11 protein-coding genes are annotated in these 12098 nt (G+C 64.4%); 8 read left to right on the top strand and 3 right to left on the bottom strand.

Annotation, left to right across the window (positions count from 1 at the left end; all coding sequences use genetic code 11):
• Positions 1-104: 104 nt before the first annotated feature.
• The 8 genes from GR158_RS10645 to dhaL (GR158_RS10610) all read left to right on the top strand — a co-directional run bounded on the left by GR158_RS10645 (position 105) and on the right by dhaL (GR158_RS10610) (position 9118).
• The gene (locus GR158_RS10645; protein ID WP_160871073.1) at positions 105-1583 is read left to right on the top strand and encodes a sugar ABC transporter ATP-binding protein; all 1479 of its coding nucleotides are present in this window, start codon (positions 105-107) and stop codon (positions 1581-1583) included.
• 46 nt (positions 1584-1629) lie between these two features.
• Complete coding sequence (locus GR158_RS10640) at positions 1630-2634, top strand: ABC transporter permease (RefSeq protein WP_134650191.1); 1005 nt, start codon at positions 1630-1632, stop codon at positions 2632-2634.
• An 80-nt stretch (positions 2635-2714) separates the two neighbouring features.
• Entirely contained in the window at positions 2715-3701 is a 987-nt protein-coding gene (locus GR158_RS10635; RefSeq protein WP_134650190.1) for a substrate-binding domain-containing protein, read from the top strand.
• 61 nt (positions 3702-3762) lie between these two features.
• On the top strand, positions 3763-4536 hold the full coding sequence (locus tag GR158_RS10630) for an SDR family oxidoreductase (RefSeq protein WP_134650189.1): 774 nt from the start codon (positions 3763-3765) through the stop codon (positions 4534-4536).
• An 11-nt stretch (positions 4537-4547) separates the two neighbouring features.
• A complete protein-coding gene (locus GR158_RS10625) occupies positions 4548-5540 on the top strand; it encodes a dihydroxyacetone kinase subunit DhaK (RefSeq protein ID WP_160871072.1) in 993 nt (330 codons plus the stop codon).
• Positions 5541-5552: 12 nt separating this feature from the next.
• Positions 5553-6194 carry a dihydroxyacetone kinase subunit DhaL gene (gene dhaL, locus GR158_RS10620; protein WP_160871071.1) on the top strand — a complete coding sequence of 214 codons (642 nt, stop codon included), beginning with the start codon at positions 5553-5555 and terminating at the stop codon, positions 6192-6194.
• Between the two features lie 139 nt (positions 6195-6333).
• Positions 6334-8451, top strand: a complete 2118-nt coding sequence (locus GR158_RS10615) for a bifunctional sugar-binding transcriptional regulator/dihydroxyacetone kinase subunit DhaK (protein WP_160871070.1) — start codon at positions 6334-6336, stop codon at positions 8449-8451.
• A gap of 28 nt (positions 8452-8479) precedes the next feature.
• On the top strand, positions 8480-9118 hold the full coding sequence (dhaL, locus tag GR158_RS10610; RefSeq protein ID WP_160871069.1) for a dihydroxyacetone kinase subunit DhaL: 639 nt from the start codon (positions 8480-8482) through the stop codon (positions 9116-9118).
• Between the two features lie 230 nt (positions 9119-9348).
• On the opposite strand, the gene GR158_RS10605 is transcribed toward dhaL (GR158_RS10610), so the two are convergent.
• The 3 genes from GR158_RS10605 to GR158_RS10595 all read right to left on the bottom strand — a co-directional run bounded on the left by GR158_RS10605 (position 9349) and on the right by GR158_RS10595 (position 12095).
• Positions 9349-10173, bottom strand: a complete 825-nt coding sequence (locus GR158_RS10605; RefSeq protein WP_134650183.1) for a sugar phosphate isomerase/epimerase — start codon at positions 10171-10173, stop codon at positions 9349-9351.
• A gap of 53 nt (positions 10174-10226) precedes the next feature.
• Positions 10227-10985 (bottom strand): SDR family NAD(P)-dependent oxidoreductase, encoded by a 759-nt coding sequence (locus GR158_RS10600; RefSeq protein ID WP_160871068.1) that lies wholly within the window; start codon positions 10983-10985, stop codon positions 10227-10229.
• A gap of 63 nt (positions 10986-11048) precedes the next feature.
• Complete coding sequence (locus GR158_RS10595) at positions 11049-12095, bottom strand: transketolase family protein (protein ID WP_160871067.1); 1047 nt, start codon at positions 12093-12095, stop codon at positions 11049-11051.
• Positions 12096-12098 lie beyond the last annotated feature (3 nt).

The raw sequence follows: 12098 nt of genomic DNA, 5'->3' as shown, positions 1-12098 counted from the left end.
CACTGTTAGAAATTTGTCAGAACCATCGTTGACATTTGTCGACGGCCGATCTTATTTTGTAAAACGCGATGGGAGAGCATCGTGCGAAATGCCGGGAGGAATGCATGCAGCCACTTCTGAAAGTGGAAGGACTGAGAAAGTCCTTCGGCGGCGTTGCCGCGCTTCGTGACGGCCGGTTCGAACTTGAAGCCGGCTCGGTGCACGCGCTGTGCGGCGGCAACGGCGCCGGCAAGTCGACCTTCCTCTCCATTCTCATGGGCATCCACAAGCGTGATGGCGGCACGATCCTGCATCGCGGCAATCCGGTGGAATTCGCCAACCCCGCAGAAGCGCTGCGCTCCGGCATTGCCATCATCGAGCAGGAGTTGAGCCCGGTCCCGCACATGACGGTGGCGGAAAACATCTACCTTGGCCGCGAGCCGTCCGCCCGCTTCGGCGGAATCGATTTCAAGACCATGAACCGCAATGCGCAAGCGCTGCTCGATCGGCTCGAATTCAGTATCTTAGCCACGCAATACATGATGAACCTCTCGGTGGCGCAGATGCAGCTCGTGGAGATCGCCAAGGCGCTGAGCCACGAGGCGGATGTCATCTTCATGGACGAGCCGACCTCGGCCATCGGCGAGAAGGAGGCCCAGCACCTTTTCTCCGCCATCAAGCGCCTGAAGGCCGAAGGCAAGGGCATCGTCTACGTCTCGCACCGCCTCTCGGAAATCTTCCAGATCGCCGACAGCTACACCGTCTTTCGCGACGGCGGCTTCGTCGGCGCAGGCAAGCTTGCCGATATCGACCGGCCCGGCCTCATCCGAATGATCGTCGGCCGCGAACTGGGCGAGGAATATATCAAGACCAATACGCCGACCGATGTTTCAGGCCTGGAAGTGTCCGGCCTGTCGGCCCCCGGCAAGATCGAGGACATCTCGTTCACGGCGCGCAAGGGCGAGATCTTCGGCATCTACGGCCTGATGGGCTCCGGCCGCACGGAAATCTTCAACTGCCTGTTCGGCATGGACAATCCGTCGGCCGGCGACATCCGCATCGAAGGCAAGGCCGTCACCATTCGCCAGCCGTCCGACGCCATGGCCGAAGGTATCGCCTTCGTGACCGAGGATCGCAAGGTCACGGGCCTCAACCTCTCCGACAGCGTGCGCAACAATATCTGCCTCGCCAGCCTGCCGGAAATGAGCCCGGCCTTCGTGATGCGCAGGAGCGAGGAACAGGCGGCCAGCGCCGACATGATCGACCGCTTCGCCATCAAGGCGGCGCGCGACACGATGCCCGTCTCAGGCCTATCGGGTGGCAACCAGCAGAAGGTCGTGCTCGGCAAGTGGTTTTTGCGCCAGCCGCGCGTGCTGCTGCTGGATGAGCCGACCCGCGGCGTGGATGTCGGCGCCAAGCGCGAAATCTACCGCATCATCTGCGATTTCGCCGCCGCAGGCGGCACGGTCGTGATGATCTCGTCCGAAATCGACGAAATCCTGGGCATGTCCGACCGCATTCTCGTGATGCGCGCGGGCCGGTCGGCCGGCATCCGCAACAGGCAGGAAACGGACGCCCAGACGCTCGTGCATCTGTCGACCTGACCCGTGCCAAGGCCCGAACAAAAACCGCGTGACAAGAGGTAAGACCGTGTCCAGCATCGAAAACAAGCCCGCCGGAAACTGGCTGAACTCCGATCGCCGCAGGCTGATCGTGCAGGAATACGGCATCTTTCTCGCCTTCCTGCTGCTTGTGGCTATCCTCTCCGTCTCGAACGAGTTCTTCCTGACGCCCGGCAACATTTCCAACGTGCTGCTCCAGACGTCGATCAACGGCATCCTCGCCATCGGCATGACCTTCGTCATCCTGACGCGCGGCATCGACCTTTCGGTCGGCTCCGTCGTGGCGCTGGCCGGCATGGTCAGCGCGAGTTTCGTGACAAGCTCGGCAACCGCCGGCATCGCCGGGGCACCTTATCCGATGGCTTTGGCGCTGGCTGCCGGCATCCTGGTCGGCGTCGCCTGCGGCGCGGTGGTCGGCCTCATCGTCTCGCGCTTCTCCGTTCCCGCCTTCGTGGCGACGCTCGGCATGCTGTCGGCGGCGCGCGGCGCCACGCTGATCTATGGCGGCGGCCGGCCGGTGCCAGGCCTGAGTGCCGAATTCCGCTGGATCGGCACGGGCAATATCCTCGGCATTCCCATGCCGGTCATCCTGCTGGCGCTGGTCTTCGGCATTTCCTGGTGGGTGCTGACGCGCACGCGCTTCGGCCGCTACATCTACGCTGTCGGCGGCAATCCGCATGCGGCCAAGACCTCGGGCCTCAATGTCAGCCGCATCCGCTTCATGGTCTATGTCATTTCGGGGGCGCTGTCGGGCCTTGCCGGCATGATCCTCTCGGCTCGCACGGGTTCGGCCCTTCCACAGGCCGGCATCGCCTATGAACTCGATGCCATCGCGGCTGTCGTCATCGGCGGCACCAGCCTTTCGGGAGGCGTGGGCCGGGTGACGGGCACACTGATCGGCGCGCTCATCATCGGCGTCATGAACAACGGCCTCGATCTGATGGGCATCCAATCCTACTACCAGCAGGTCCTCAAGGGCGCCCTCATCGTCGGCGCCGTGATGCTCGACCAGAAGCGAAATCAGGGCCTCTAGCCCCCCAAAACCGGGCCCGGTGCCCGTGCACGGAACGGTACGCCGGAGGGCGGCCGCAATTCTCAAAGGAGGAGAATGACATGAAGAAACTGATGATCGCACTCGCCTCGGCGACGGTGCTGCTCGCCTCGTCCGCTTTCGCTCAGGAGAAGCTGAAGATCGGCGCGGCGCCTTACGGCCTGAACGCTGAATTCATGCAGATCTGGTCGGCGGCGCTGGAGCAGCATCCGGCCGTCAAGAGCGGCGAAGTCGAACTGACCGTCTTCGACGGTCGCTACGACGCACTGGTCCAGCAGGAACAGTTCAACACGATGATCACGCAGAAGTTCAACGCGATCATCTTCGTGCCGATCGACATCGAGGCCGGCGCCACCGCCGTACAGGCCGCGCATGACGCCGGCATTCCGGTGGTCGGCTCCAACACCCGCGTGAACTCCGACCTTCTCGCCTCCTATGTCGGCTCCGACGACACGATCTCGGGCTACATGGAAGCCAAGGCCGTGCTCGACAAGATCGGCTGCAAGGGCAATGTCGTGATTCTGGAAGGCCCCATCGGCCAGTCGGCGCAGATCTCGCGCCTGGAAGGCAACAAGAAGGCGCTTGCCGAGTGCCCGGACGTGAAGGTGCTGGAGCAACAGACCGCCAACTGGTCGCGCGCCGAAGCCCAGACGCTGATGGAGAACTGGCTGACCTCGCATTCCGGCCAGATCAACGGCGTCATCGGCCAGAACGACGAGATGGCGCTCGGCGCAATCGAGGCGATCAAGTCGGCCGGCCTGAAGACGGACGACTTCGCCATTGCCGGTATCGACGGCATCACCGATGCGCTGACGGCCGTCAAGGAAGGCACGATGACCTCGATCCTCCAGGACGCCCGCGCACAGGCACAGGGCGCGCTCGACCTGGCCATCTTCCACGCCAGGAAGGGCGACTACAAGCCGGAATCCGATATCTGGGCACAGTATCCGGACATGCCGTTCAACGACGGCAAGGACAAGGAATACAATGTTCCGTGGACGCCGGTCACGGCCGAGAACGTCGACAAGCTCCTGGAAATGCGCAAGTAAATTGATCCGCGGGGCGGCCTGGTCGCCGCCCCGCCCTCCAAATCTCTCGAAGGCTGAACCGATGACCGACACACCTCCCAAGATCGATCTCAACTTCCCGCTCGACGGTAAGGTCGCGCTGGTCACCGGCGGCGCATCCGGCATCGGCTCCGCCATCGCGTCTGCCTTCGCCGCCAAGGGTGCGAAGGTCGCCGTGCTCGACATCAATGCCGATGTCGCACAGAAGAAAGCGGAAGAGCTGGGCGGCGCGGCGAAGGCCTTCGTCTGCGATGTCTCCAACCCTGCCTCCGTCGAGAAGGCCGTTTCCGACGTGGTCGCGGCCTTCGGCAGCATCGATATCGCGGTCAACAGCGCGGGCATCGTGGCGCTCGCGCCCGCCGAAGACCTGACGCTTGCCCAGTGGGACCGGACGATCGACATCAATCTCAAGGGCTCCTTCCTGGTCACCCAGGCGGTGGGCCGCGCCATGATCGCGGCCGGCAAGGGTGGCAAGATCGTCAACCTCGCCTCGCAGGCCGGCACGGTCGCCATCGAGGAGCATGTCGCCTATTGTGCCTCCAAGTTCGGCGTGATCGGGATGTCCAAGACCTTCGCCGCCGAATGGGGCAAGCACTCCATCACCGTCAACACGATTTCCCCCACCATCGTCCTCACCGAGCTCGGCAAGCAGGCCTGGGCCGGCGAGAAGGGCGAGAACGCCAAGAAGCGCATACCGAACGGCCGTTTCGCCTTCCCCGAGGAGATCGCCGCCGCCGCCGTGTTCCTGGCCTCGCCGGGCGCCGACATGATCAATGGCGCCGATCTCCTGATCGACGGCGGCTACACCATTCTGTAAGAGGATTTGCCATGCAGCGTTTCATCAACGACCCGGATCTGGTGGTCGAGGACACCGTCAAAGGCTTCGTGAAAGCCCATTCCGATATCGTTCGCCTTGCAGACAACCCGCGCGTCGTGGTGGCGAAGGATGCCCCCGTTGCCGGCAAGGTCGGCGTTGTCACGGGCGGCGGTTCGGGCCACGAGCCGGCCTTCATCGGCTATACCGGCAAGAACATGCTGGATGCCGTCGCCGTCGGCGAACTCTTCTCGTCGCCGACCGCCAAGAGCTTCCATGACGCCATCCGCGAAGCCGATGCGGGCAAGGGCGTCGTCGTGCTCTACGGCAACTATGCAGGCGACAACATGAACGTGAAGATGGCGATGAAGCTCGCCGCCAAGGACGGGATCGAGGTCGCGACCGTCGTCGCCAACGACGACGTCTGCTCCGCCCCGCCTGAGGAGCGCGAAAAGCGCCGCGGCGTGGCCGGCGAGATCTTCATGTGGAAGATGGGCGGCGCGAAGGCCGCGACCGGCGCAAGCCTCGAAGAGGTCCGCGCCACCGCGCAGAAAGCCATCGACAATTGCCGTTCGATCGGCGTCGGCCTCGGCCCCTGTACCCTGCCCGCCGTCGGCCATCCGAATTTCCAGATCGAACCGGGCACGATGGAGGTCGGGATCGGCCACCACGGCGAACCAGGCGTGCGCGTCGAAAAGCTCAAGACGGCCGAAGAGGTCGCAAGGGACATGGTGAAGATCGTGCTCGACGATCACAACCTGCCCTCGGGCACCGAGGTGGCCGTGCTGGTCTCCGGCCTCGGCGCCACGCCGCTGAACGAGCTCTATATCCTAAACGACACGATCGAGAGCGAGATTTCCGCCCGCGGGCTGAAGATCCGCAAGACCTGGATCGGCAACTATTTCACTTCGCTGGAAATGGTCGGCGCGACGCTGACCGTCATGGCGCTCGACGATGAACTGAAGACGCTGCTCGATGTCGAGGCGCGTTGCACGATCATCCTGTAACGGAGGACGCCCATGCAGACTTTCGACAATGCCTCTTCCGGCGCCATCGTGCTGTCGATGGCCGAGCGGATCATCGAGAACCGCGCCTATCTCAGTGAAATCGACGGCAAGATCGGCGATGGCGACCACGGCGTGAACATGGCCAAGGGTTTCGGCATGGCGGCCGAGCGCCTGAAAGGCACGGACGCCTCGCTTTCCAGTTCGCTGGATACGCTCGGCACGGTGCTGATGACGGAGATCGGCGGCTCCATGGGCCCGCTCTACGGCGTCATGTTCACGGAATTCGCCGAAACGATCGAGGGGGTGGAGAAAATCGACGCAGCCACCTACAGCAAGATGCTGCATGCGGGCCTCGCCGGCATCCAGTCCATCGGCTCGGCCAAGGTGGGGGACAAGACGCTGCTCGACACGCTCGTGCCCGCGGTGGAAGCCTTCGACACGGCAACGGCCGAGGGCAAACCGTTCGGCGCCGCGCTGGAGAACCTCGTCGCCGCCGCGGAAAAAGGCCGCGATTCGACGATCGACCTGGTGGCGAAGATCGGCCGCGCCAGCCGGTTGGGCGAACGGTCGCGCGGCGTCCTGGATGCCGGTGCGACATCCTGCGCCATCCTGCTCAAGGAATTGTCCGACGGCGCCCGCGCCCGTCTCGCCTGATAGCCGGCACTGAGGTTCCTCCCGGGATGCGCGGCCTGTCCTCCATGGCGGGTCGCGCACCGCTTTTTTGCCGAAGCATGTTGCAAACCGGCGGCGTTGCTTTCATCTTCGCCGCCATAACGGGGGACCGGCGAAACCGATGGCATTGAAGACTTCCGCGCCGCGCAAGGGTGTGGCCGGCCGCGCGAATGGCGCGGACGGTCTCGACACCATTCCCCTGCGCTATGGCGACGACCCCTACGTCTGGGCCTGCTGGCTCTATTACGAAGACGGCATGACGCAGGGCGAGATCGCCGAGGCGATGGGCGTGTCGCGCGCGACCGTCAACAGCTACCTCGCCGAGGCCCGCGAAAAGGGCATCGTCAACATTTCCATCGAGCCCGCGCGTCTCGCCTCACTCACCATCGCGCAGGAATTGAAACGCCATTTCGGTCTGGCCGACTGCCTCGTCGTGCCCAATGACGACGATACGCGCCCGCTGATCGGCAGGCTCGGCGCGGCCGGTGCTCAGGCGCTTTCCAAGATGATCAAGTCCGGCGACACGCTCGCCGTCGCCTGGGGCCGCACGATCCTGTCGGTCGGCGAGCATTTGCAGACGGGCCCGTTGCAGGACGTGACCGTCGTGCAGGCGACCGGTGGCACGACCGCAAGCTTCGCCTACACGCCCGAACTTACTGCCGCCGCAGTTGCCCGCGCCATCTCCGCGCGCTGCGTCAACATTACCGCACCGGCCATCGTCGGCTCCGCGCAGATGCACGACATGCTTCTGGCCGAACCGCTGATCCGCGAACAGTTCGAAACGCTGGCGCGCGCCAACCGCGTCGTCTTCGGCATCGCATCGCTGCGTCCCAACTCGACCATCCACACCAGCGGTTTCTTCGAAACCGTGCCCTTGCAGCACTACCTCGCCAAAGGCGCCGCAGGCGTGTTGGCAGGCCGCTTCATCGATGAGCGCGGCCGCCCCGTCGCGGGCCCGCTGGACGACCGAACCATCGGCATCTCGCTCGACATGCTGCGCGACATTCCCACCCGTATCGCCATTGCCGGCGGTTTCGACAAGGTTCCCGCGCTGCTGGCCGCGCTGCGCGGCGGTTATGTCAACGTGCTGGTGACGGATGCGGCAACCGGCGCTGGCATCCTGCGCGCCGACGGCGTCACCAGCCTCGACGGAAAGCTCTCGCAGCGGCAGAGAAGCGTGCCGGTCGCCAACAGCTACCGCACCCACGTCAAGAAATTCCTCAACAATCCCAACGATGTCGTCGAGGAAATGCTGGACGGACTGATCGCCGCGCACAGGCCTTACATTGAGACCGTAGGCACATCCCGCCGGGCGCTCGTCGCGCGCAACGGCCCGCGTCCGGGAAAGGTCGGCCTCGTCATCGGCGGCGGCACGGGGCACGAGCCCTGCTTCGTCGGTTATGTCGGCAAGGGGCTGGCGGATGCGGTTGCGCTCGGCAATATCTTCTCCTCGCCGCCACCCGATCCGATCGTCAAATGCGCGGTCGCGGCTTCCGGCGGCGCGGGCGTGCTTTTCGTCTACGGCAACTATGCCGGCGACGTGATGAATTTCGAGATGGCCGCCGAGCTTGCGGAAGAACAGGGCATACCGATCCGCACGGTGCTGACGACCGACGACATCGCCTCGTCGCCCGTCGAGGACAAGGAGGGACGCCGCGGCGTGGCCGGCAACTTCTTCGTCTTCAAGATCGCCGGCGCAGCCTGCGACCGCGGCCTGACGCTCGACGAATGCGAGGCAATCACCCGCAAGGCGAACGACCGTACCTATACGGTGGGCGTGGCGCTTGAATCCTGCTCGATGCCGCAGACACGTCGGCACAATTTCGAGATCGGCCCTGACGACATGGAGCTCGGCATGGGCATCCATGGCGAGCCCGGCGTGTCGCGCGAGCGGCTGCGCACCGCCGACGAGATCGTCGATGCGATCATGGACAACATCTTCAAGGAGATGAAGGCGGAGGCGGGCGACAAGGTGGCGGTTCTCGTCAACTCCTTCGGCGCCACGCCGCTGATGGAGCTGTACATCCTCTATCGCCGGGTGGAGCAGCGGCTCGCCGCCAAGAATATCGAGATCGAGGCCAATTGGGTCGGGCACTACTGCACCTCGCTGGACATGGTGGGCGCCTCCATCTCGATCCTGCATCTCGACCGCCAGTTGACTGAGCTTTTGTACCATCCGTGCCGGACGGCGATCCTGACGATCAATGCGCATGAAACGAACGGGGCAGCGCGCGGCTGAGGCCGTTTTGCCCAATGGGGAGGAAGACATGTCGGAAACTGCGGCGCGGACGCTCGCCCGGATGTTCGAACGGATGTCCGAGGTGATCGAGGCGGAGAAGGATCATCTCTCCGAACTCGACGGCGCCATCGGCGATGGCGACCACGGCATTACCATGTCCATCGGCTTCAAGGCGGTGACGACGGCGCTGGCGGGCATGAACCTCGAAACGGCCAGTCCCTCCGACGTGATGTCGACGGCAGCGAGCGGCTTTCTCGACGCCGTCGGCGCTTCCACCGGCCCGCTCTATGCAACCGGTTTCCGCCGCGCCGCACAGGCCCTTTCAGGCCGCGACACGCTCGACCTGCCAGCCTGCCGCGACATGCTGACGGCCATTTCCGAGGGGATCCGCGACCGCGGCAAGGCGCAGCGCGGCGACAAGACCATGCTCGATGTCTGGCTGCCGGCCGCCGAAGCCGCGACGGTCGCGGTCGCCAACAACCTGTCGCGGCCGGCATTCTGGGAAGCCGTGAAGACCGCTGCGGAAAATGGCGCAGCCGCCACCGCAACGATGATCGCGACCAAGGGCCGCGCCGCACGCCTGCGCGAGCGCTCGCTCGGCCATGCCGATCCCGGCGCCGTCTCCGCAGCAGCCCTCATCAAGGCAATGGCCAGCCTGCAACCCTGACGCGGCGAGCGCCGGGCCGGCGTCGCCCTCTCGCCGGCAGGTCAGGCACATCTCAGGTTTCCCGCATCGCCGCGAGAATGAGCGCGGCGGACGCAGCGCCCGCGTCGATATGCCCGAGCGACCCCGCGCCCAGTTTCGCCAAACGGCCCCTGCGGCTCTCGAATGTCACGGTCTCGTTCCTGCCGGACGAACGTCGTCCCCGGCGGCCACGTTTTTCCGTCCAAACGGCTCTAGACGTTATGGTCGCCCGGCACCAGCTGCTTGGCGGCGGCAACGGTGCGGCCAAGCCAGGTATGTTCCATTTGCCGCGTGGCCTCCATGTCGTCGGACTGCGGCAGCCAATGTTCGAGGATGACGCTCATGTCGTCGGGGCAATGGGCGAGCGTTGCCAGGATTTCCTCGATTTCGGCCCTGCCCTCCGACAAGGGCGTGCCATGGATGCGGAAACCGACGCCATAGGGATCAGGCGTGATTTCGTAATCCTTGAGATGCAGGTTGATCGTGTAGGGCGCCAGCATCCTTACCGTGGTCATCGGCCATTCGCCGGCGCAGATGGAATTGGCGACGTCGAGGCAGACGCCGAGCGCATCGTCGGCGACGGCATCGAGAAGCTTGACCATGCGCGGCGATGGATAGTTGAAGTGGTTTTCAATGGCGAAACGCAAACCGGCGCGCTTGCCGTCGGGCAAGAGGTCCCGGATTTGCGCAGCAAGCTCCGGCACGGGGATCTGCGCATCCTCGGCATCGAGCGCCACCCGCAGGATTTTCGAACCGATGCGCTCGCCGATGGGAATGTATCGGGCGAGTTCTTCCGCATCAAAGGACTGCGTGCCGAGTTCCAGCGCCATGCCATAGCTGTCAGCGCGTGCCCTGAGAGCAAGGTGTTCTTCCGCCGTCAGCCGGTCCAGCGGCAGGTTATCGGCATATTGCACGAGCGACAGGCCGTGCTGATGGGCGATCTCCAACACCTCCATCGCCGTCATCGGCTGCGCCGGATGCAGGTTCTTGATCCCGATCGACCAACGGAAGGCGTAGCTTCCCAATCCCAGTTTCATGCCTTCTTCCTCGGATGCAGGGCCGGCACGTCGAAACGCGCCGGCTGGCAGGATCAATGAATGAGCGAGCCGCCGTTCACATCGACTTCGGAGCCCGTGACATAGGCCGAGAGATCTGAGGCGAGGAACAGCGCGCAGCCCGCGACGTCGTCCGCCGTGCCGGCGCGGCCCATCGGGATGCCGAGCTTGATCTCTTCCAGCTTTTCCGGCGTCAGCATGCCGCCGGTGATGTCAGTGGCGATGAAGCCTGGGCAGATCGCATTGACGCGGACATTGTCCGGCGCCAGTTCACGCGCCATCGCCTTGGTCAGGCCCAGCACGCCTGCCTTGGCCGCGGAGTAGTGCGGACCGCCGAAAATGCCGCCGCCGCGCTGCGCGGAGACCGACGACAGGTTGACTATCTTGCCTTCCTTGCGTGAACGCATGTGCGGAATGACCGCCTGGCTGCAGTAAAGCGTGCCGCGCAGGTTCACGTCTAGGACAGCATCGTAGTTCTTCGGCGCGATGTCCATGATCTTCAGCGGCTGGGTGATGCCGGCATTGTTGACGAGGATATCAATCCGGCCCCACTTGGCGGCCAACGCGTCGAATACTTTCTTAACGCCTTCGAGATCGGTGACGTTACATGCCATGCCGATATGCTGCGGGCCGAGATCGGCGGCAGCCTCTTTCGCCGCCCCCTCGTCGAGGTCGAGGATCGCGACGGTCGCGCCGTGTTCGGCGAAGAGCTTCGCCGTCGCCTTGCCGAGACCGCGCTTGGATGCCGCGCCGGTGACGACGGCGAATTTGCCCTGAAGCAGAGCAGTGGCCATGAGGTTTCTCCCTGGGTAGCCGCGCCCGGCCTTCTGCCGGGGCGCAATTCGTTGAAATGAAGGTCAGAGCCAGCCGCGGATCTGCGTGATCATGGCGGCGGTCGAGATGCCGTAGCGATCATGCAGGGTCGGAAGCGCACCGGCATCGAGGAACTGGTCCGGGAGGCCGATCATGCGGAAGGCCGGTGTCACACCATGCGTCAGCAGCGTCGATGCGACCGCCTCGCCGAGACCGCCGACCTTCGTGTGGTTTTCCGCCGCGACGACGAGACGTCCACCCTTGCCGGCTTCCGCGAGGATCGTCTCGGTGTCCAGCGGCTTGATCGTCGGGCAATGCAGCACGGCGGCGGATATGCCCTGCGCTTCCAGTTCGACGGCCGCATCAAGCGCGCGCATCGTCATGAAGCCGGAAGCGATGACGAGCACGTCCTTGCCGTCTCGCAGTAGCTTGGCCTTGCCGAGCTCGAACTTGTAGTCCGGGCAATGCTGGCGGATGACGGACGGTACCTTGCCGCGCGGCAGGCGCATATAGACCGGCCCTTCATGCGCCGTAATGGCGGGAACCGCTTCCATCACATCGATGGCATCGCACGGATCGACGATCGTCAGGTTGGGCAGGCCGCGGAAGATCGCGAGGTCTTCGGTCGCCTGGTGGCTGGGCCCGTAGCCGGTCGTCAGGCCCGGCAGGGCGCAGACGATCTTTACCGGCAGATACTCCTCGGCGATGGCCATGGCGATGAAATCATAGGCGCGGCGCGAGGCGAAGACGGCATAGGTGGTGGCGAAGGGTATGAAGCCCTCACGCGCCATGCCGGCAGCGGCCGAAATCATCACCTGCTCGGCCATGCCCATCTGGTAGAACCGTTCGGGAAAAGCCTGGGCGAAGATATGGAGGTCGGTATATTTCGAAAGATCGGCGGTGAGGCCGACGATGCGGTCGTTCTTCTTCGCTTCCTCTACCAGGGCGTGGCCGAAGGGGGCGGAAACCGTCTCGTAGCCTTCGGCGGCCAGGGAGGCGATCATTGCCGACGTGCGTCCGCCTTCGCCGGGCTTCGGCGGCGTGCGGGCTTCCCATTTGCGGTGCGGGTCGTATTTATGCGTGGCGTTCATAGC

The organism is Shinella sp. AETb1-6 (assembly GCF_009826875.1).
In the GTDB taxonomy this organism is placed as follows: Bacteria; Pseudomonadota; Alphaproteobacteria; order Rhizobiales; family Rhizobiaceae; genus Shinella; species Shinella sumterensis.
Note: the sequence above shows the minus strand (reverse complement) of the source record. Positions and strands in the feature narration are given on the sequence as shown.